This is a genomic window from Aeromonas sp. FDAARGOS 1415 (assembly GCF_019048365.1).
Lineage (GTDB): Bacteria > Pseudomonadota > Gammaproteobacteria > Enterobacterales > Aeromonadaceae > Aeromonas > Aeromonas taiwanensis.
The window spans coordinates 1667638-1686731 of record NZ_CP077363.1 but is presented as its reverse complement, the minus strand read 5'-3'; the positions used below and the strand labels follow the sequence as shown (position 1 = coordinate 1686731).

General features: G+C 64.1%; 21 protein-coding genes. 12 read left to right on the top strand and 9 right to left on the bottom strand.

Annotation, left to right across the window (positions count from 1 at the left end):
• Positions 1–80: 80 nt before the first annotated feature.
• From I6L45_RS08025 to I6L45_RS08015, 3 genes are all read right to left on the bottom strand, one after another.
• Entirely contained in the window at positions 81–473 is a 393-nt protein-coding gene (locus tag I6L45_RS08025; protein WP_216983905.1) for a DoxX family protein, read from the bottom strand.
• A gap of 83 nt (positions 474–556) precedes the next feature.
• Complete coding sequence (locus I6L45_RS08020; RefSeq protein ID WP_216983904.1) at positions 557–1243, bottom strand: pirin family protein; 687 nt, start codon at positions 1241–1243, stop codon at positions 557–559.
• Between the two features lie 30 nt (positions 1244–1273).
• Positions 1274–1606, bottom strand: coding sequence for a hypothetical protein (locus I6L45_RS08015; protein ID WP_216983903.1), 333 nt, complete (start codon positions 1604–1606; stop codon positions 1274–1276).
• A 257-nt stretch (positions 1607–1863) separates the two neighbouring features.
• On the opposite strand from I6L45_RS08015, the gene I6L45_RS08010 reads away from it, so the two are divergent.
• The gene (locus I6L45_RS08010; protein WP_043762570.1) at positions 1864–2778 is read left to right on the top strand and encodes a LysR family transcriptional regulator; all 915 of its coding nucleotides are present in this window, start codon (positions 1864–1866) and stop codon (positions 2776–2778) included.
• 442 nt (positions 2779–3220) lie between these two features.
• Positions 3221–3985, top strand: a complete 765-nt coding sequence (locus I6L45_RS08005; protein WP_216983902.1) for a helix-turn-helix transcriptional regulator — start codon at positions 3221–3223, stop codon at positions 3983–3985.
• Positions 3986–4094: 109 nt separating this feature from the next.
• Here the strand turns inward: I6L45_RS08005 and I6L45_RS08000 are convergent, their stop codons facing one another.
• Positions 4095–4865: a UTRA domain-containing protein gene (locus I6L45_RS08000; protein ID WP_216984190.1), complete on the bottom strand. Its 771-nt coding sequence runs from the start codon at positions 4863–4865 to the stop codon at positions 4095–4097.
• Positions 4866–5098: 233 nt separating this feature from the next.
• Between I6L45_RS08000 and I6L45_RS07995 the strand changes: the two genes are divergently transcribed.
• The 6 genes from I6L45_RS07995 to I6L45_RS07970 all read left to right on the top strand — a co-directional run bounded on the left by I6L45_RS07995 (position 5099) and on the right by I6L45_RS07970 (position 10396).
• Entirely contained in the window at positions 5099–6145 is a 1047-nt protein-coding gene (locus tag I6L45_RS07995) for an ABC transporter substrate-binding protein (RefSeq protein WP_210549736.1), read from the top strand.
• Between the two features lie 10 nt (positions 6146–6155).
• Positions 6156–6989: an alkaline phosphatase family protein gene (locus I6L45_RS07990; RefSeq protein WP_216983901.1), complete on the top strand. Its 834-nt coding sequence runs from the start codon at positions 6156–6158 to the stop codon at positions 6987–6989.
• A complete protein-coding gene (locus I6L45_RS07985) occupies positions 6989–7888 on the top strand; it encodes an ABC transporter permease subunit (protein ID WP_216983900.1) in 900 nt (299 codons plus the stop codon). The genes I6L45_RS07990 and I6L45_RS07985 overlap by 1 nt, the downstream gene beginning before the upstream one ends.
• Positions 7881–8657, top strand: coding sequence for an ABC transporter permease (locus I6L45_RS07980; protein ID WP_216983899.1), 777 nt, complete (start codon positions 7881–7883; stop codon positions 8655–8657). The genes I6L45_RS07985 and I6L45_RS07980 overlap by 8 nt, the downstream gene beginning before the upstream one ends.
• A 6-nt stretch (positions 8658–8663) precedes the next feature.
• On the top strand, positions 8664–9671 hold the full coding sequence (locus I6L45_RS07975) for an ABC transporter ATP-binding protein (RefSeq protein WP_216983898.1): 1008 nt from the start codon (positions 8664–8666) through the stop codon (positions 9669–9671).
• A 65-nt stretch (positions 9672–9736) separates the two neighbouring features.
• Complete coding sequence (locus I6L45_RS07970; protein WP_216983897.1) at positions 9737–10396, top strand: HAD family phosphatase; 660 nt, start codon at positions 9737–9739, stop codon at positions 10394–10396.
• Between the two features lie 22 nt (positions 10397–10418).
• On the opposite strand, the gene I6L45_RS07965 is transcribed toward I6L45_RS07970, so the two are convergent.
• Entirely contained in the window at positions 10419–12026 is a 1608-nt protein-coding gene (locus tag I6L45_RS07965) for a sensor domain-containing diguanylate cyclase (RefSeq protein ID WP_216983896.1), read from the bottom strand.
• A 108-nt stretch (positions 12027–12134) separates the two neighbouring features.
• Between I6L45_RS07965 and I6L45_RS07960 the strand changes: the two genes are divergently transcribed.
• Both I6L45_RS07960 and I6L45_RS07955 read left to right on the top strand, forming a co-directional pair.
• Entirely contained in the window at positions 12135–12575 is a 441-nt protein-coding gene (locus tag I6L45_RS07960) for a DUF2214 family protein (protein WP_210549729.1), read from the top strand.
• A gap of 119 nt (positions 12576–12694) precedes the next feature.
• Positions 12695–13603, top strand: a complete 909-nt coding sequence (locus I6L45_RS07955; RefSeq protein ID WP_043762549.1) for a DMT family transporter — start codon at positions 12695–12697, stop codon at positions 13601–13603.
• Between the two features lie 62 nt (positions 13604–13665).
• On the opposite strand, the gene I6L45_RS07950 is transcribed toward I6L45_RS07955, so the two are convergent.
• Both I6L45_RS07950 and I6L45_RS07945 read right to left on the bottom strand, forming a co-directional pair.
• Positions 13666–14526 carry a GyrI-like domain-containing protein gene (locus I6L45_RS07950; protein ID WP_043762546.1) on the bottom strand — a complete coding sequence of 287 codons (861 nt, stop codon included), beginning with the start codon at positions 14524–14526 and terminating at the stop codon, positions 13666–13668.
• Positions 14523–15011 (bottom strand): GNAT family N-acetyltransferase, encoded by a 489-nt coding sequence (locus I6L45_RS07945; protein WP_043762543.1) that lies wholly within the window; start codon positions 15009–15011, stop codon positions 14523–14525. Before I6L45_RS07945 ends, I6L45_RS07950 begins: the two co-directional genes overlap by 4 nt.
• Before the next feature lie 150 nt (positions 15012–15161).
• On the opposite strand from I6L45_RS07945, the gene I6L45_RS07940 reads away from it, so the two are divergent.
• Positions 15162–16607 carry a catalase gene (locus tag I6L45_RS07940; protein WP_216983895.1) on the top strand — a complete coding sequence of 482 codons (1446 nt, stop codon included), beginning with the start codon at positions 15162–15164 and terminating at the stop codon, positions 16605–16607.
• A 298-nt stretch (positions 16608–16905) separates the two neighbouring features.
• On the opposite strand, the gene I6L45_RS07935 is transcribed toward I6L45_RS07940, so the two are convergent.
• The gene (locus I6L45_RS07935; RefSeq protein WP_043762540.1) at positions 16906–17229 is read right to left on the bottom strand and encodes a YnjH family protein; all 324 of its coding nucleotides are present in this window, start codon (positions 17227–17229) and stop codon (positions 16906–16908) included.
• A gap of 224 nt (positions 17230–17453) precedes the next feature.
• On the opposite strand from I6L45_RS07935, the gene I6L45_RS07930 reads away from it, so the two are divergent.
• Complete coding sequence (locus tag I6L45_RS07930; RefSeq protein WP_216983894.1) at positions 17454–18632, top strand: hypothetical protein; 1179 nt, start codon at positions 17454–17456, stop codon at positions 18630–18632.
• A gap of 77 nt (positions 18633–18709) precedes the next feature.
• Here the strand turns inward: I6L45_RS07930 and I6L45_RS07925 are convergent, their stop codons facing one another.
• The gene (locus tag I6L45_RS07925; RefSeq protein ID WP_043762537.1) at positions 18710–19087 is read right to left on the bottom strand and encodes a hypothetical protein; all 378 of its coding nucleotides are present in this window, start codon (positions 19085–19087) and stop codon (positions 18710–18712) included.
• Positions 19088–19094 lie beyond the last annotated feature (7 nt).

Below are 19094 nucleotides of genomic sequence, written 5' to 3'. Positions count from 1 at the left end.
GGAGGCGCAGGTGGCGGGCATAAAAAAGCCGGTGCTGTTGCACCGGCCAAAAGGCGTTGGAAAACTTGAAACTGCGGGGTTTACCAGTTCTTGCCGAGGCGGGCATCCAGGCTGAAGGCGCCGGCACCAGCTGCCGCCAGGGCCAGGAAACCACCGGCCACGGAGACGTTCTTCATGAACATCAGCATCTGCATCTGTTCGGCCGGCTGATAGTGGAAGATGAAGGCCGCCATCAGGGTGAAACCGGCCATCAGCACGGAGAGGTTGCGGGTAAACAGGCCCAGCATGATGGCGAGGCCACCACCCAGCTCCAGCAGGATCACCAGCGGCAGGATGAAACCGGGCACGCCCATGGCTTCCATATAGCCCTGGGTGCCGGCGTAACCGCCGATCTTGCCCCAGCCCGCCACCACAAACATCAGTGCCAGCAGTACGCGACCCACCAGCAGTGCCACATCTTTCATCTTGTCCATCGTTCGATTCCTTTGCTTACCATCATGGTATTTACAGTGTAAGAGCTAATTGTTAACTCATTAATTTTGCCAAGAATTATCTATCAAGGCAGATCAAACAGCAGGGCTTCACTCCCCCTGGAGGCCGTGAGCACCCAGGTCGGCTCGTCGCGGCTGAGCAGCCCGTCGCCGGGTCGGGCAGCCAGACCGTTGCCAGTCAGCTCCCCTGAAATCATATGCAGGTAACCATGACGTCCTTGCAATGCCCATTCGAGGGATTCCCCCTCGGGGAGCTGCAAGCGCCAGACGCGAGCCTGCTGGCGGATCCTGAAGGATCCTTCCTCGCCATCCGGTGACGCCACCAGCGTCATACCGGGTCTGGTCTCAATCTTCTTCTGTTGATATCCGGGTGTGGTGCCGTGTTCATTCGGCTCGATCCAGATCTGCAACAGGGAGAGCGGCTCGGTCTGCGAGGGGTTGTACTCGCTGTGCCGGATGCCGGACCCTGCGCTCATCAGCTGGAAATCCCCCGCCGGGATCTGCTCGGCATGGCCGAGGCTGTCCCTGTGCTCTATGGTGCCGCTCAGCACGCAGGTGAGGATCTCCATGTTGGCGTGAGGATGGGTCGCGAATCCGCCACCCGGCGCCACCAGATCCTGATTGATGACCCGCAGGGCAGAGTGTCCCATCCACTCCGGGTCATAGTAGTGACCGAAGGAGAAGCTGTGACGGGCGTCCAGCCAGCCGAAGTTGGCCTTGCCCCGTGCTTCTGCGGCTCTCAGTTTCATCATGGTGTTCTCCTCACTGACCAAAGTGGTTCATTAACGCTGGCGACCGTCACCCAGGCCGAAGGGGATGCGGTAGCTGCTGCTTTCGTTGCCCAGGCTCACGGTCAGGTTGCCCTGGGTGCGGCTCGGGATCTTCACCTGCTGGGTGCCCATCAGGTTGGCATGGACAGAAGCCAGCAGATCACCGGACTCGTCGCGCACCTCCAGCATGGGGTTGGCCTTGCCGTCCATCGCAGCGGCGGCGTTCCAGTTGACGAACAGCACGCCCGGCGCGGCGCTGAAGTCGGCCGGTAAGGAAGCCTGGGCTACACCTGCGGTCATCAGGCCTGCAACGGCCAGCATCTTGATTACGTTTTTCATGTTCATTCACTCTCTTGGTTTTTATGTCATTGCCAAGGCCCTGCGGGCCAGAATCAATGCATCCATGCAAGAGATCATTCAAATACTATGTTGTTCTTTTGCTGACATCAGACATCGTGTTTGGGGATGTCTCAGCCCGGAACTACCTTTTATTTGGTCGCTTGGCCTTCCTGCCTAAGCGTTGATTGAATATTAAAGTGACTTCCCCTAAGTTGTTAGCGAGATAATCTGGTAAACATATTCAAAAAAATTGAAGGTTTGATATGGCCAAGGAATCAAACAAGGAGCGGGCGCTGACCCTGGAGGCGATCCGGGTGCTGGATGCCATCGATCGCCGGGGCAGCTTCGCGGCGGCGGCCGACGAGCTGGGCAAGGTGCCCTCGGCACTGAGCTACACGGTGCAGAAGCTGGAAGACGAGCTGGACGCCATGCTGTTCGACCGCAGCGGCCACAGGACCAAGTTCACCCCGGCGGGCCGCATGCTGCTGGAGCGGGGCCGGGTACTGCTGGAGGCGGCCGAACATCTGGTGGGCGAGACCCGGGCCCTCTCCCGGGGCTGGGAGACCGACATCACCATCGCCGTCGATGCCCTGGTCCCGCTGCAGGCGCTCTACCCGCTGGTGGAGCGGCTGGCCGAGCTGACCGATACCCGGCTGCGGCTGCGGGCCGAGGTGCTGGCGGGCAGCTGGGAGTGTCTGGAAGATGGCCGGGCCGATCTGCTCATCTCCTCCCTCAACCCCGACATCATGATGACAGGCGTCAAGCATCAGGTGCTGCAGGAGGAGGTGATGCTCTATGTCGCCCACCCGGATCACCCCCTGCACCAGGAGCCCGAGCCCCTGGCGGACGAGACCCTGCGCCGCTACCGGGCCATCGCGGTGGCCGACACGGCGCTGCGCAAGCCGGTGCTCACCTATCGCCTGCTCGACAAGCAGCCGCGCCTGACCGTCAGCACCATGGGGGAGAAGCGCGATGCCCTGCTGGCGGGGATCGGGGTCGGCACCATGCCGCTGAGCTGGATTGAAGAAGACATCGAGGCGGGACGACTCAAGGTGATCAGCCCCGAGTATCGCCACCAGATCCAGGTCGCGCTGGCCTGGCGGCGCGACACCATGGGCAAGGCCAAGAGCTGGCTGGTACGGGAGATCCCCAAGCTGTTTCCCTGCAAGGGGGAATAAATGGCTGTCGCGTGGGGACGGTGGCGCAGGAAGTACCGAAACTGAGCCCTTGTCTTGACGACGGGCTCAGATTCTAGGAAAAGAAAAAAAGCGGACCTCTTGCGAGTTCCGCTCAATGCCAGGAAAGAATAAAACCTTTCGGTTAAAAAACCCTTAAATTGGAAGCAAACAATCGTTTTCTCAACCAGGAAGGTATTGAATCCGATTCGTGTTGAATTATGTGCTTTGTAATATGCATCACCAGCAAAATGTTGAAAGGTTGAAGGATATGCACCACCAGGTGTCACTTTCTGCCACCTTGCACCATAACTGGTCAGGCCATTTCAGCCATCATCACCGGGTTATTCTCCTCTGGTTTTTCTAGGTATCAAAAATTGAGCCCGATACCGACAAACAACGCATTTTCTGACACGACTAAAAATGCAGATAAAGGAATAGTTGCATGACCTACAGCCAGACCCTGGCCAACCACATTCTCGACACCCTGAAGAAGACCCTGACCGACAAGGGGATCCGCTATCAGACCCTGGCGGAGGCCATGGGTGTGTCCATCGCCACCGTGAAGCGGATGATGAACAAGCCCTCCCTGCCGTTCGACACCCTGCTGGAGATCTGTCACCTGGTGGGACTCTCGTTCGAGGAGCTGCTGGATCGCACCCAGGACGCCCAGAGCCGGCGCGCCGTCTTCACCCAGGAGCAGGACGAGGCGTTTCACAAGGAGCCGGGGCTCTATGCCTTCCTCGCCAACATCTTCTGGCGCGACAAGACCCTGATCGATCTCAAGCGGGAGTACGGCCTGACCGATGCCTCCTGCTATATCTACCTGCGCAAACTGGAGAAGCTCGGCATCCTGCAGCTCGGCATCGACAACAGCTACCACTTCCTCATCAGCGAGCGGATCAGCTTCGAGCAGCACAGCCGCTTCGCCCGCCAGCAAGCGCGCCAGGCGATGTCGGTGCTGGGGGACTATCTGGTGGAGAACATGCACAGGCCCAACAACTACATGGCGCTGTGCCAGCTCCACCTGGACGAAACCGAGGCCATGGCCCTCATCGATCGCATGAAGGAGTACTGGCATCAGGAGCTCAAGCTCAACCGCCCCGCCATCGGCCAGCGGGAAGGGAGCAAGACCTACACCATGTCCCTGCAGCTGGCAGACTGCGGCTACCAGAGCTTCGACGATCTGATCCCCAATATCGACAACTGATCCCGGCGGATCCTGCGGGATCCGCGCCTCTTTCCCCCCGGATTGCCCGCCAGTTCAGGCGATCCCCAGGACCTGCTGAATCCCCGCGCTGCCCGCCCCGTTCACCCACTCACCGTTCATCCACAACCAGGCTCTGCGATGGTTTCTCGAAGGCGGTCGGCAAAGCGCGGGTATCGAGATGAATGCGGATGGCATCCGGACGCCAGTGCTCGATGTCGCAATCCACCAGCCCTCCCCGTTCGTCGTAGTTGATCCGCACCAGCCGCAGCACGGCACTTCCCTGTGCCAGATTGAGGGCGCGGGCTATTTCTCCCCGGGCCGCCGAGGGGGTGATCTCCAGACTCGAGCTGCCCTGGCCTATGCCATAGCGCTCCCGATAGAGCTCGGTGAGGGAACTGGCCAGGGGGGCATTCGCAATGTCGGGGAAGCGGCTGGCCAACAGGTGGTGGCTGACGTGCAGGACGGGACGGCCATCGATAAGGCGCAGGCGGCGGATCTCATAGAGCGGGGTGAAGGGGGCCAGCCCCATGCGATGACACAGGTCACTGCTGGCAAGCTGACCTCCGTGGGCCAGCACCCGGGTCTCGGCGACGCGCTGCTGCTCGCCGATCCACTGGTGAAAGTGGGTGTGGATGGCGGGATCGTAGGTGAGGCGAGGAGGCGCCACGAACCAGCCGCGCCGCTCGGCCCGGTAGATAAGGCCGTCCGCCTCCAGGCTCGAGAGCGCCTCCTTGATGGTGATGCGGGTGGTGGCGAAGCGCTCGCTCAGGGCCCGCTCGGCGGGCAGCTGCTGCCCGGCCGCCAACTGGCCGCTGCCGATGTAGCGCCGCAGGATCCGGCAGATCCGCTCGCACTTGGAGGGGCCACGGCCGTCGGCCATGCCCGGTTCGTTCAATTCCGGCTCTGTCACGCGCTTGTCCCTGTCGTCTGTTCCGTGGTGGCACGGCTGGAGTAGACCAGTGCCCCTTGGCCCCGAGTTGTACTCCGGCCGGATGACAGGGACGTGACAGGGCGATTGTCATCAAATTGCCATCAAAGCGCCCCGTCACCGTCATATTCGCGCTCTAGCATCCCTCTCGAACCTTAACTGACCTAGTCCAGAGGGATGGGATGATGAGAAGCGTGATCGCAAGTGCACTGGCCCTGGTGGCCATCAGCCAACCACTTTTTGCAGCCGAAAATATCGCGGATCTGGAGAAGGCCGCTCGCGGCGAAGGCCAGCTCAGCAGCGTCGGCATGCCCGATAGCTGGGCCAACTGGAAGGATACCTGGCAGCAGCTCGGCAGCATCTACGGCATCAAGCACCAGGATACCGACATGAGCTCGGCTCAGGAGATCGCCAAGTTCGCCGCCGAGAAGGGCAACGCCACCGCCGACATCGGTGACGTGGGCGGCGCCTTCGGCCCGGTCGCGGTCCAGCAGGGCGTCACCCAGCCCTACAAGCCCTCCACCTGGGCCGACATTCCGAACTGGGCCAAGGACGCGGACGGTCACTGGATGCTGGCCTATACCGGCACCATCGCCTTCCTGATCAACAAGGATCTGGTCAAGGCTGCCCCCACCAGCTGGCAATCCCTGCTGGGCGGCGACTACAAGGTGACCCTGGGTGACGTGGGTGTCGCCTCCCAGGCCAACAACGGCGTGCTGGCGGCGGCCTATGCCACCGGCGGCAGCGAGAAGAACCTCAAGCCCGCGCTGGAGCTGTTCGGCAAGCTAGCCCAGCAGGGCCGTCTGTCGCTGAACGACCCCACCATCGCCAACATCGAGAAGGGCGAGGTGGAAGTGGGGGTACTGTGGGACTTCAACGCGCTGAACTACCGCGACCAGATCGACCCCAAGAAATTTGATGTGGTGATCCCGAGCGACGGTTCCGTCATCGCCGGCTACACCACCATCATCAACAAGTGGGCCAAAAACCCCAACGCCGCCAAGCTGGCGCGGGAATACATCCTCTCCGACGCCGGCCAGATCAACCTGGCGCGCGGCTACGCCCGCCCCATCCGCAGCAACGTGACCCTGCCGGATGACGTCAAGGCCAAGCTGCTGCCGGCCGAGCAGTACGCCAATGCCAAGCCGGTGCAGGATCACGCCGCCTGGGAGCAGAGCTCCAAGGCCCTGCCGCGCCAGTGGCAGGAAACCGTCATGATCAACATGCAGTAAGGAGCGGCCAGTGCAACACAAGGTGATAGTGGTACTTGTGGATGGCCTCTCTGCCGAGGTAGCCCATTGCATGGGCTACCTCGCGGGCATGGTGGAGGCGGGACAGGGATTGCAGGCCACCCTGAGCTGCGCCCTGCCCTCCCTCTCCCGGCCCCTCTACGAGTGCATCCTGACCGGAACGACGCCGGTGGAGAGCGGCATCACCCACAACGGGGTGAGCCGTCTCAGTCGGCAGGAGTCCATCTTCCATCTGGCCCGGGCGGGCGGCAAACGCACCGCGGCGGCGGCCTATCACTGGGTGAGCGAGCTCTACAACCAGAGCCCCTGGCAAGCGGCCCGCGATCGCTTCACCCATGACGAGCGACTGCCCATCCAGCACGGCTGCTTCTACTGGGATGACGGCTACCCCGACAGCCACCTGCTGATGGATGGCGAGTGGCTGCGCAGCCAGTACGACCCCGATTTTCTCCTGATCCACCCGATGGGGGTGGATGACGCGGGCCACAGGTTCGGCCTCGACTCCCGCCAGTACCGCAATCAGGCGCGCCGCATGGATAGCCTGCTGGCCGACCTGCTGCCCCAGTGGCTGGCACAGGGTTATCAGGTGGTGATCACCTCGGATCACGGCATGAACAACGACCTTAGCCACGGCGGCACCCTGACCGAGGAGCGCCGGGTGCCGCTCTGGCTGTTTGGCGATGCGTTCGTGGCCCAGTGGCCGGCCGGTCCCGCCATGCAGCAGACCCAGCTCTGCGCCCTGATGGCCGACCTGCTGGGAGTTTCCCACGACAAGCCGGGCGGCCCGCCGCTGCTCAAGGCCGGCAACCTGCCGGAGGTACACTGATGATGCCCGCCACCACCGAGATCCTCGCGGATCAACCGGCCGTCACCCGGCGCCGGGCTCGCCGTCACTGGCTGCCCGCCCTGGTGCTGCTGCCGTTCGTTCTCCTGATGATCCTGTTCCAGCTCGCCCCCATGGTGTGGGTGCTGGTGGGCAGTTTTCAGACCCCGGATGGCTGGGGCCTCGACCATTACCGGGAGATTTTTAGCTCCCCCTTCTACCTGCAATCGTTCGGCAACTCCTTGCGCATCGCCGGTATCGCCAGCCTGGCGGGGCTTGCCATCGGCACCCTCGGGGCGGCCGCGCTGCGCCACAGCGGCGAACGGGTGAAACGGCTGCTGCTGGCCTTTGTCACCATGACCGGCAACTTCAGCGGGGTGCCGCTCGCCTTCGCCTTCATCATCATTCTCGGCATCAATGGCGCCGTGACCCTGCTGCTCAAATCCTCGGGCCTCATCGACGGCTTCAACCTCTACTCCGGCACCGGTCTCATCCTCATCTACACCTACTTCCAGATCCCGCTCGCCCTGCTGCTGCTCTACCCGGCGTTCGATGCGCTGCAGGATGAGTGGCCCCAGGCAGCCGCGTTGCTGGGGGCGAGCAAGGGGCAGTATGTGTGGCACGTGGCGCTGCCGGTGCTCACCCCCGCCCTGCTCGGCACCCTGATCATCCTGTTCGCCAACGCGGTGGGGGCCTATGCCTCCGCCTATGCCCTCACCACCGGCAACTTCAACCTGGTGACCATCCGGGTGGCGAGCCTGGTCTCCGGCGACATCTTCCTCGAGCCCAACATGGCGGCGGCGCTGGCGGTGATCCTGATGGTGCTGCTGGGAGTGGTGACAGCCGCCAACCAGTGGCTGCTGAAAAAGAGCTACGTGAACAAGGGGCAATCCCATGCATGAGTTGAAACCTGGCTGGCCGCGCTGGGTGCTGGGGGCCCTGGTGGCCACCCTGCTGTTGCCGCTGCTGGCCACCTTTCTCTACTCCATCTCCACCCGCTGGGGGGCCACCCTGCTGCCTGACGGCTTTACCCTCGACTGGTATCTCCAGCTCTGGGGCGACCCGCGCTTTCTCGCGGCGTTTGGCCGAAGCCTCCTGGTCTGCTTCGCCACCCTGCTGCTGGGGACCCTGGTGCTGGTGCCCACCGTGCTGGTGGTGGCCTACTACTTCCCAAAGCTGGATCCCTGGATGAACCTCTTGATCCTGCTCCCCTTCGCGGTGCCGCCTGTGGTCTCCTCGGTGGGGCTGCTGCAGATCTACGCCGATGGCGTCCTGCCCATTATCGGCACGCCGTGGATCCTGATCGGTACCTGGTTCACCGTGGTGCTCCCCTTCATGTACCGGGCGCTGGCCAACAGCCTGCAGGGGGTGCCGCTGAAAGATCTGATGGATGCCGCCCACCTGCTCGGCGCCAGCAGCGGCCGCGCCTTCCTGCTGGTGGTGATCCCCTGCCTGCGCAAGGGGCTGCTGGCGGCGCTGTTTTTGTCGCTCTCCTTCCTGCTCGGGGAGTTCGTGTTCGCCAACATGCTGGTGGGCACCCGTTACGAGACCCTGCAGGTCTACCTCTACAACATGCGTTCGACCTCGGGCCACTTCACCAGCGCACTGGTGATGAGCTACTTCCTGCTGACCCTGCTGCTCACCTGGGCGGCGAACAGATTTCATCGGTGAATCAAGATGTTCCATCTAGAAGTGAATCAACTGCACAAATCCTACGGTGACACCAAGGTGTTCGAGGGGATCGAATTCGGCATCCGCAAGGGGGAGCTGGTGACCCTGCTCGGCCCCTCCGGCTGCGGCAAGTCTACCCTGCTGCGGGCGCTGGCCGGGCTCACCCCGGTGGATGGCGGTCAGGTGCGGGTGGCCGGTGAGGAGATCACCTGGCAGGCACCCCAGAAGCGGGGCATCGGCATGGTGTTCCAGAGCTATGCGTTGTTTCCCAACATGACGGTGCGGGACAACGTCGCCTTCGGCCTCAAGATGAAGCCCCAGCCGGGGCGGGATCTGGCGGCCAGCGTGCAGGAGGCGCTGGCGCTGGTGGAGCTGACCGGCTTCGAGCGCCGCTATCCGGCCGAGCTCTCCGGTGGCCAGCGCCAGCGGGTGGCCCTGGCCCGGGCCCTGGTGGTACAACCACGGATCCTGCTGCTGGACGAGCCGCTCTCGGCGCTGGATGCCCGCATCCGCCGCAGCCTGCGCCAGCAGATCCGCGGGATCCAGCAGCGCCTCGAGCTCACCACCATCTTCGTCACCCACGATCAGGAGGAGGCGCTCACCCTGTCGGACCGGATCTTCCTGATGAACAAGGGATCCATCGTCCAGAGCGGCACACCGGAGGAGATCTACACCCGCCCCGCCGATGCCTTCGTGGCGGGCTTTATCGGCCACTACAACCTGCTGAGCGCCGAGCAGGGCAAGTCCCTGTTCGGCCCCCGTTCTCGCCACAAGCTGGCCCTGCGGCCCGAGTCCATCGCCCTGCTGCCGGCCGGCACCCGGTGCGAGGATCCCTGCCTGCCCGGCGTCATCGCCCACCAGCAGTTGCTCGGCAACGTCATCCGCTACCAGGTGACCTGCGAGGCGGGGATGCTCACGGTGGACTGCCTCAACCGCTCGGCCCGGGATCTGCTGCCGGTGGGCACTGCCGTGACCCTGGCGGTGGCCCGGGATCAACTCTGTGAGGTAGCATAACGCCATGAATCCCATTCTTTTTTCGACCGGCATGCCGAGGCAGGCCATCACCGCAAGGAGCCCCCATGACGCTGGCACTGTTTGATCTGGACGAGACCCTGATAGCGGGAGATTCCGCCAGCCTCTGGCTGGAGTACATGGTGGCCCAGGGGCTGGCCCCGGTGGACATGGTGGCAGAGGAGCAGGCCATGATGTCCCTCTACCATCAGGGCAAGATGGACATGCACCAGTACATGGCCTTCACCCTGCAGCCCCTGGCGGGCAAGACACGCCAGTGGCTCGACTCGCTCTGCCACCACTTCGCCGAGCAGGTGCTGCGCGATCGGCTCTACCCCGAGGGGCTGGCGCGCATCGAGTGGCACAGGGAGCAGGGACACACCCTGGTGCTCATCTCCGCCTCGGGGGAACATCTGGTGTCCCCCATGGCCCGGATGTTGGGAATGGATCACTGCGTCGCCATCCTGCTGGACGAGGAAGAGGGGCGGCTGACCGGCCAGACCCGCGGCACCCTGAGCTTCCGGGAGGGCAAGGTGGCTCGCGTCAACCAGCTGTTTGCGGACCTGGCCAACCCCTGGCAGGAGAGTTTCGGCTACAGCGACTCCCACAACGATCTGCCCCTGCTGCGGGCGGTGTCTCACCCCCATGCGGTCAACCCGGCCCCCGCCCTGCGCCAGTGTGCCTCGGAGCTCGGCTGGCCCCTGCTCCACTGGTCGACAGAAGCCTGAGCCCGGAATGCAGAAGAGGCCCTCAGGCCTCTTCCTTGCGCAACCCCCTGTCATCCGGGGGCGAACCCTCCTGGCCTGCCGGAATGCTTGCCCCGACATAGATGCGGTTCTTGCCATCCCGCTTGGCGCGGTAGACCTCGGCATCGACGCTGGCGAGCAGCGCCTTGGCATCGAGACCGGGGGCACTCGCCACCAGGCCACCGCTGAAGGTGATCCCGAGCCCGGGTTCGCGCCAGTCCAGTGCCGCCACCCCCTTACGAAACTGCTCCAGCAGCATCTGGCAGAAGTGCACGTCCGGGTTGGCAAACAGCACCACCAGCTCCTCGCCGCCATAGCGGCAGACCCAGCCATGGTCCCCCAGCAGCCGGGTACCAAAACTCGCTACCCGCTTGAGCACCACATCCCCGGTCTGGTGACCATAGGTGTCGTTGACCCCCTTGAAGTCATCGAGATCGATCATGGCCAGGCAGAAGACGTGTTGTTCCAGCAGTAGCCGGTTCAGGCGCTCGTCGAAGAAACGGCGGTTGTAGAGGCCGGTCAGCTTGTCCAGATTCGCCTGCTGGCGCGCCTCGTGGTAATCCTTGCTCACCTCGGCCAGCTCGGCATAGACGTGTCTTAGCTCGCGCATCCCCCCGTGGGGAGCCTCCTCGGGCCTTGTCCTGCTGGCGCGGATCATGGTGGAGATCTCGTCCAGCATGCGCCTGAAATAGCGGGACCAGAACAGCGCCAGCACCACATAGAGCACGCTGGCCAGCACGATGACCCCCAGCACGTTGAGCAAGGCACTCTTCACCACCGCCTGGATGCTGGAGGCAGGCAACACGCTGATCAGCACCCAGTTGCGCTCCGGCAGCCGGCTGTAGGCCACAAACTGCTGCGAGCTCTGATCCAGGAAGAGCCCATCCTCCTGGCTGAAGCGGGAGAGCCAATCCGGGTGGGTCATGGACTTGAGCAGGTGGGACGGGTCGGGATGGGCCAGCACCTTGCCGGACTGATTGACGATCATCTGGTAGCCGCGGCTCCCCTGCCGGTTCAACTGGGCCGAGAAGGGGGCCAGGATGGCATCGACCGCGAGGACCCCGCGTACCTTGCCCTCCTTGTCGGTCAGGGCGCGCGCCAGGGCGATCACCAGATTGCCGTTGGTGTAGTCGTAATAGGGCTCGGTCCAGACTATTTTGCCCACGTGCTGGCTAGCCAGCTGATACCAGGGACGCACTCTGGGATCGAAGTTGGCATCCGCCTGCCACTCGGGGTAGATCAGCATCTGACGCTCGGCGGTGCCGACATAGATGTAGACCAGGTCGGCCATGACGCCCTTGTAGAGCCGCCACTCCTTCAGATAGGTCTCGGTGTTCTTCAGGTGGGGACCGCTGATGTCCTCCACCTTCATCTGGTCGTAGATGAGGGTGAACTGGCGCTCCATCTCGTGCAGATAGGGCTCGATGAAGACGTGGCGCAACTGGTGGTTGGTGGCGAGCAGGCGCTGTTGCAGCTCCTTCTGCAGGCTGCGCTCCATGTGCAGGTAATAGATGGCGCCCAGCATCAGCACGGGGATGAAGAGCACCAACAGGCCCAGACGCATACGGGCGACCAGGGACCAGGTCTTTCTGGAAACTGCCTGTTTCGCCAACCCTGACTCCCCTATACCCTGACGTCGTGTAGTGTCAGAATATCAGCCCCGCCTGATGGCGTCCAAAGGGAAGCGTGCCATGTGGCCAACGAGAAGGAACTGGCTTGGATGTTGAACCCGGACCTGCTGACCGCGCTCCATTACTGCGCCGTGATCACCCTGACCGGTGCCATCACTTCGCAATACTTCCTGTTCCGGCGCGGCATGTCCATCGACCAGGTGCGCAAGCTGCTGCTGGCGGACAGCCTGGCCGCGCTGGCCTTGCTGCTCATCTTCATCACCGGCGTGCTGCTGGTGCTCGCCCACCCGCAGCCTCCCTCCACCCTGTTCGCCAATCCCGGCTACCGCACCAAGCTGCTGCTCTTCTTCACCATGGCCATCAGCTTCGGCTACCCCAGCCGGCTGTTCCATCGCTGGCGCCGCTCCCTGCGCCAGGGACGAGCCCCCATCGTCTCTACCCAGCAGCAGCTCTGGGTGATCTGGATCCTGAGGGGCAACCTGCTGATGCTCGCCCTGCTGCCTCTGCTCGCCAAACTGGCCGGCCGCTGAGCCAGCCTCCCTGGCCATGCCCGTGCCGATGCAAATCGCTGGCGACAAACGCCCCCGCACACGGGTATCGTACTGACGGGGCCAGAGTGCCCGCGACTGTTTCTCAGGGATGATTTCGTATGCGTTCAAACATGATGTTACTGATGGCCGCCGCCATCTGGGGGCTGGGCTTCGTCGCCCAGCGTCTGGGGATGGATCACATGGGGCCCTTCACCTTCAACGGCCTGCGCTTTCTGCTCGGCGCCTTCTCCCTGCTGCCCCTGCTGTGGTGGCTCAAGTCACGCCAGCCCAGGCAGCCAGCCGGGCAACCGTCAGGGGATAGACGCCAGCTGCTGATCGGGGGCCTGCTGGCCGGGGGAGTGCTCTTCTCCGCCGCCTCCCTGCAACAGGTGGGGCTGCTCTACACCACGGCCGCCAAGGCGGGCTTCATCACCGGCCTCTACATCATTCTGGTGCCCGTCATCGGCCTGGCCCTGCGCCACAAGACGGGAGCCAACACCTGGATCGGCGCCCTCATCGCCATGGCCGGGCTCTACTACCTCAGCGTCACCGAGGAGTTCACCATCGGCTACGGCGATCTGCTGCAGGTGGTGGGCGCCCTGTTCTGGGCCGTGCATCTGCTGGTGCTGGATCACTACTCCAACCGGGTCGCCCCCATTCGCCTCGCCGGGGTACAGTTCGTGGTGTGCGGCCTGCTCAGCCTGATCACGGCGTTCGCCATCGAGACCCCGACCCTCTCCGGTGCCGTCGCCGGCTGGCAGGCGCTGCTCTACGCGGGCCTGGTCTCCGTCGGCATCGGCTACACCCTGCAGGTGGTCGGTCAGCGGGGCGCCCATCCGGCCCATGCCGCCATCATCCTCAGCCTGGAAACGGTGTTCGCCGCCATCGGCGGTGTCCTGCTGCTGGGGGAACATCTGGACGAGCGGGCCATCGTCGGTTGCGCCCTGATGCTGGCGGGCATGCTCATCTCCCAGATCCGCCTGCGCTGGTGGTGGAAATCCCGCCGGGACAAGGTGCCCAGCCAGTGAATGCAAAGAGGAGCCGATATGGCTCCTCTTTCGTCTTTACGAACCCCGGTATGCGTCGCCACTCAGCCTTGCACGCTGGAGCAGAAGCTCACGTCGTCCCGTAGCGGATCGTTGCTCACGCTGTGGTAGAGCTCGAAGCAGGGGCCGTCGCCAAAGGCCAGCCCGGCAGAGACGATGTCGCCGATGTGCTCCTGCCAGCGCGGCCCGTACTGGCTGCGATCCGTGATGAGGTAGCGGGACTGGGCGTAGCGCCCGGCGGGAATGCCCTGGGTCTCCACCTCCCCCGTTCCCTGAGTGCCTGCCGGCACCGTGATGCCGATATCGGTGCGGCACTGGGCCGGTGGCGTCACCTCGGGGTTGTCGTGGTAGATGAAGATCCACTCCCCGTCCGCCAGGCCGCGGGTGGCCGCCCACTGGTGCAGCCGGCCACAGACCGCGTCATACCCCTCCCCGTAAGGTCCCGTCACCCGGATGTAGGCCAGGGTACGCGCGTCCATTTCAACCGTCTTCATGATGTTGCTCCTTGCTGATGAGTGGCCTTCAGCATAGGGGTCCGGCTCGAAGCGCGCGTGTCCCTCCTTGCGCTCCAGGTGTCCATTCTTGCTCTCCTGGCGGCGAAACGCCCCCGGGGTGCAGCCATAGTGGCGACGAAACGCCTTGGCGAAGGCCTGGGAGCTGCCGAGCCCCGCCCCCAGGGCGATGGCGGTGATGCTGGCGTCGGTATAGCGCAGCTGCCAGGCGGCTCGCTGCATGCGCAGGCGGCGGCACATCTCGCCAGGGGCCTCGCCGGTGACGGCGGTGAAGACCCGGTGGAAGTGGTAGAGGGAGAGACAGGCTCGCGCGGCCAGCGCCTCGATGGAGAGGTCCGGATCCTGCTCCAGCGCCCGCACCACCGGCAGCAGGCGGCGACGATAATCGATCATGGGCGCAGCCTGGCCATGTAGAGGGTGTCCATCAGCTGGCCGTGGCGCATGCCGTATTCCCGAGCGATCCCCTCCTGCACGAACCCAGCCTTGCGATAGAGGGCCTGAGCCGCCTCGTTGTCACTCCAGACGGTGAGCTCGAGGCGGGTCAACCCGAGCCAGTTATCCGCCAGATCGATGGCGGCCGCCATCAGGGCACTGCCCACGCCACGCCCGGCCCAGTCGTCGCGCACCGCCATGCCGAGGCCCGCCACGTGGCGCCGGCGCGGGTTGGGCTCTTGCCACAGGGTCAGATTACCCACCACCAGGCCATCGGACTCGGCCACCAGCACGGTGACGCCGTCTCGCGGTTCGAGCCGCTGCTGCCAGTGATGCAGCGAGGCGAAGGGGAGTTGCAGGGTGCCGGCCTGGGCCTGGGGCATGGCGTAAAGATCGCGCAGGGCGGGGGCATCCTCGGGACCGGCGCGGCGAACAATAATGGACATGAGACCTCCTTGGCTATGACCCATCTTGCCGCAAAATCTGCTCCCGTCGCCATACCCATCAGCGAAACCAATCAAAGGGTTAGGAACACTCCATTGGAGCCGGACGCGCCACTCCCCTAGTCTGACCGCACGCCAACAAGGAGATCCACCATGACCGACAAGACCCTGCACAGCGCCAACGGCGCCCCCGTCGTCGACAACAACAACAGCCTCACCGCCGGCCCGCGCGGCCCCGTCCTGCTGCAGGATGTCTGGTTGCTGGAGAAACTCGCCCACTTCGATCGCGAGCGCATCCCGGAGCGGGTGGTGCACGCCAAGGGCTCGGGCGCCTACGGCACCTTCACCGTGACCCACGACATCAGCCAGTTCAGCAAGGCCGACCTGTTCAACGCCGTCGGCAAGCAGACGCCGGTGTTCCTGCGTTTCTCCACCGTAGCCGGCGAGAAGGGGGCCGCCGATGCCGAGCGTGACGTGCGCGGCTTCGCCCTCAAGTTCTACACCGAGCAGGGCAACTGGGATCTGGTGGGCAACAACACCCCTGTCTTCTTCATCCGCGATCCGCTGAAATTCCCCGACTTCATCCACACCCAGAAGCGGGATCCGCGCACCAACCTGCGCAGCGCCACCGCCGCCTGGGACTTCTGGTCCCGCCACCCGGAATCCCTGCACCAGGTCACCATGCTGTTCAGCGACCGCGGCATCCCCAGGAGCCTGCGCGAGATGAACGGCTACGGCAGCCACACCTTCAGCTTCATCAACGACGCCAACGAGCGCTTCTGGGTCAAGTTCCACTTCAAGACCGAGCAGGGCCACAGCTTCTTCACCGATGAGGAGGCCGCCACCGCCGTCGGCCAGGATAGAGAGACCAGCCAGGCCGACCTCTACAACGCCATCGAGCGCGGCGACTTCCCGCGCTGGAAGGTCTATGTGCAGGTGATGCCGGAGGCCGAGGCCCACACCAGCAAGGTGCACCCGTTCGACCTCACCAAGGTGTGGCCCCACGGCGACTACCCGCTGATCCCGGTCGGCGTGCTGGAGCTCAACCAGAACCCGGACAACTACTTCGCCCACGTGGAGCAGGCCGCCTTCACCCCGGCCAACGTGGTGCCCGGCATCGGCTTCTCGCCGGATCGCATGCTGCAAGGGCGGCTGTTCTCCTACGGCGATACCCAGCGCTACCGCCTCGGGGTCAACCACGGCCTGCTGCCGGTCAACGCCCCGCGCTGCCCGTTCCACACCGCGCACCGCGATGGCGCCATGCGCAGCGATGGCAACGGCGGCACCAGCCCCAACTACCAGCCGAACCGTTTCGGCACCCAGACCCCGAGCGGTCAGCACGAACCGGCCCTGAGCCTGGAAGGTGCGGCGCTGCACTACGACTTCCGCGACTACGACGCTGACTACTACAGCCAGCCGGGGGCGCTGTTCCGCCTGATGGACGAGGGGCAACGCGCACGCCTTGCCTCCAACCTGGCCCGCTCCCTGGTCAACGTGCAGGACGACGCCATCGTCGCGGCCCAGCTCAGCCACTTCGAGCAGGCCGACCCCGAGTACGCCCGGCGAGTCGAGCTGGCCCTGGCCGCCTTGCAGCGCTGATGCCTGCCCGGCAGACAAAAAACAAACGGGGGCCATGGGCCCCCGTTGTCATCGTGCTGCACGGAAAACAAACACGGAGCCAATGGCTCCGTGTTTCAATGCGTTATCAATCCCTGACGGAACGCGCCTCGCGCGCCTCGCGCTCCCTTGCCAACAGGCGTTTGTACCACCAGCTGCTGCGACGACGTTGTGCATTGGAAGAGCGACGAGCCATTGCCTAGATCCCAGTCAAGAGAAGAAAGAGCCGCATTATGCGATAGAGATCACGCCCGTGTCTGTAGCTGGATCAAGAAAAGGCTCACTGGCCGACGCGGATCGTCGTCTTGTTGCTCGACTCCTGCCCGGGGGGTTGCAGCACGGCGGGTTCGCGCCAGGCCAGGGGGCCATTGCTCTCCAGCGCGTTCTGCGGGCCGCACTCCAGCCAGAGATCCCCCTGCTGGATCCGGGCGCCGAGGGAGTATTTCTGATCCTGATACCAGCAGACTCGCTCCGGCAGCGATCCCAGGGGCAGCACCAGATCCGCCCCCACCGAGTGGCGGGACTGTGCCTGTACCCTGGCCGGATCCGCCAGGGCGCCGGTCGCCCCCACCAGGACAAGCAGAGAGAAGACGAATTTAATCATGACAAGCGACCCGTGATGAGAAGAACCCTATCCATAGAGGCGACCACTGTCGTCGCCCACTTGACCAAAAAATGACAGCTCATCTGGCATTCCGGGGGCAATATGGTAGCCTGCCTGCGCCCGCTGGCTACACCCATGGAGCTGGCGAACCAGTTCAGGTGATGTTGTCGGAATGGGACAACACATTACCTTATTAATCAAATAATTACTTGGATATGTTGTCGATGCGTATCATGCCGTTGCTCAAGGCCGCCTGCCTGAGCCTGATGTTGTCCGCCTGCGTTGCCCCCCTGCTGATGATGAGCCCCACCAGCCAGCTGATGTGGGCCCTGCTCAAGCCGCTGGTGGGTTTCGATCCGAACGAAACCAGCCTGTTCGAGCAGCCGATGATCAAGGACAGAATGACCGCCATGCTGGGGCCCAACTACGACACCACCATGCAGCTGCTCAAGACCGCCAACGAGCTGCAGCAGGAGGGACCGCTGTTCTACGTGGTCTCCCGCTACGCTCCCATTCCCGACGTGGCCAAGCAGGCCGGCATGGTGTGGAACGCCGACACCAACCAGCTCGCCGTCATGCTGCAAAAAGGGGACGGGGCGACCCAGGTGTTCGGTGAGAACCTGATGGCGAGCACCCCGGTCTGGCCCAGCACCATGCAGGATTGGCAATCCCAGACCAACCCCACCGCCACTGCCCTCAGCGGGGTCGGGCAAGCCATGACCGGATCCGGCACCTCATTGCTGGGCGGCATGATGGGCAGCCTGCAGCAGAGCGCGAGCAAGACCCTGGCCGACTCCACCAGCAAGATGATCGGCGGCGCCGCCACCTCGGCACAGCAACAGGCCCAGAAGGCCGTCACCGACAGCGCCCAGCAGGCGGTCAGCAGCGTCGCCACCTCGGCGCAGCAGCAGGCCCAGAAGACCGTCACCGACAGCGCCCAGCAGGCGGTCAGCAGCGTCGCCACCTCGGCGCAGCAACAGGCCGAGAAGGCCGTGACCAGCAGCGCCCAGCAGGTGGTCAGCAGCGCCGCCACCTCGGCGCAGCAACAAGCCCAGAAGGCCGTCACCGGCAGCGCCCAGCAGGTGGTCAGCAGCGCCACCGCGACACAGCAACAGGCCCAGAAGGCCGTCACCGGCAGCGCCCAGCAGGCGGTGAGCAGCGCCGCCACCGCAGCGCAGCAGCAGACCCAGAAGGCCGTCACCGGCAGTGTCCAGCAGGCGATCAGCAGCGCCACCGCGACAGAGCAACAGGCCGGGAAGGCTGTGGCCGCCGCCGCCCAGCAGGCAGTCAGCGGCGCCACCAAGACGCAGCAACAGCTCAAGAAGGCGGAGGAAGAGGCTGACACCCTGAGCGATCAGGCCAGGGCCGATGCCGAAGCCGAACTGGAAAAGCTGCTCAACTGAACGAGGGCGAGCGACGCCACCACGCAAACAGGCCACCCCGGGGTGGCCTGTCGTCTATCTGCGAAGGGGCAAAAACCTTAGAAGTGGCGGTCCTGCTCGGTGGGCTTGGCCACCTTGTCCTCGCTGTGCTCGATGGCGGTACGGATAAGGTCGACACCCGCCCGGATGATGAGCACCCCCATGTTGACCAGCTTGACGCAGACCCACATGAAGGTGATGAGCAGGATAAGCTTGAGCACCGTCTGGAATGCCTCCAGGAAGTTTTGCTCCAGCTGGGCGGTGAGGCCGTTGGCACTGCTCATCAGCCAGTTGTAGACCTCGCGCACGAAGGGTATGCGGCTCGGCATCTCCAGCACGTCCAGCGCTGCAGGCAGCGCCTGGAAGATGACGATGCTGCCAAACAGTATCAGGATGACGCCGATGGCGATCCCCAGGAAGAAACCGAACTGTCGCATGAAGGGC

Coding starts and splice junctions, on each gene's coding strand:
- I6L45_RS08025 (WP_216983905.1), bottom strand. CDS start 473: ATGGACAAGATGAAAGATGTGGCACTGCTGGTGGGTCGCGTACTGCTG.
- I6L45_RS08020 (WP_216983904.1), bottom strand. CDS start 1,243: ATGATGAAACTGAGAGCCGCAGAAGCACGGGGCAAGGCCAACTTCGGC.
- I6L45_RS08015 (WP_216983903.1), bottom strand. CDS start 1,606: ATGAACATGAAAAACGTAATCAAGATGCTGGCCGTTGCAGGCCTGATG.
- I6L45_RS08010 (WP_043762570.1), top strand. CDS start 1,864: ATGGCCAAGGAATCAAACAAGGAGCGGGCGCTGACCCTGGAGGCGATC.
- I6L45_RS08005 (WP_216983902.1), top strand. CDS start 3,221: ATGACCTACAGCCAGACCCTGGCCAACCACATTCTCGACACCCTGAAG.
- I6L45_RS08000 (WP_216984190.1), bottom strand. CDS start 4,865: ATGGCCGACGGCCGTGGCCCCTCCAAGTGCGAGCGGATCTGCCGGATC.
- I6L45_RS07995 (WP_210549736.1), top strand. CDS start 5,099: ATGAGAAGCGTGATCGCAAGTGCACTGGCCCTGGTGGCCATCAGCCAA.
- I6L45_RS07985 (WP_216983900.1), top strand. CDS start 6,989: ATGATGCCCGCCACCACCGAGATCCTCGCGGATCAACCGGCCGTCACC.
- I6L45_RS07980 (WP_216983899.1), top strand. CDS start 7,881: ATGCATGAGTTGAAACCTGGCTGGCCGCGCTGGGTGCTGGGGGCCCTG.
- I6L45_RS07975 (WP_216983898.1), top strand. CDS start 8,664: ATGTTCCATCTAGAAGTGAATCAACTGCACAAATCCTACGGTGACACC.
- I6L45_RS07970 (WP_216983897.1), top strand. CDS start 9,737: ATGACGCTGGCACTGTTTGATCTGGACGAGACCCTGATAGCGGGAGAT.
- I6L45_RS07960 (WP_210549729.1), top strand. CDS start 12,135: ATGTTGAACCCGGACCTGCTGACCGCGCTCCATTACTGCGCCGTGATC.
- I6L45_RS07955 (WP_043762549.1), top strand. CDS start 12,695: ATGCGTTCAAACATGATGTTACTGATGGCCGCCGCCATCTGGGGGCTG.
- I6L45_RS07950 (WP_043762546.1), bottom strand. CDS start 14,526: ATGATCGATTATCGTCGCCGCCTGCTGCCGGTGGTGCGGGCGCTGGAG.
- I6L45_RS07945 (WP_043762543.1), bottom strand. CDS start 15,011: ATGTCCATTATTGTTCGCCGCGCCGGTCCCGAGGATGCCCCCGCCCTG.
- I6L45_RS07940 (WP_216983895.1), top strand. CDS start 15,162: ATGACCGACAAGACCCTGCACAGCGCCAACGGCGCCCCCGTCGTCGAC.
- I6L45_RS07935 (WP_043762540.1), bottom strand. CDS start 17,229: ATGATTAAATTCGTCTTCTCTCTGCTTGTCCTGGTGGGGGCGACCGGC.
- I6L45_RS07930 (WP_216983894.1), top strand. CDS start 17,454: ATGCGTATCATGCCGTTGCTCAAGGCCGCCTGCCTGAGCCTGATGTTG.
- I6L45_RS07925 (WP_043762537.1), bottom strand. CDS start 19,087: ATGCGACAGTTCGGTTTCTTCCTGGGGATCGCCATCGGCGTCATCCTG.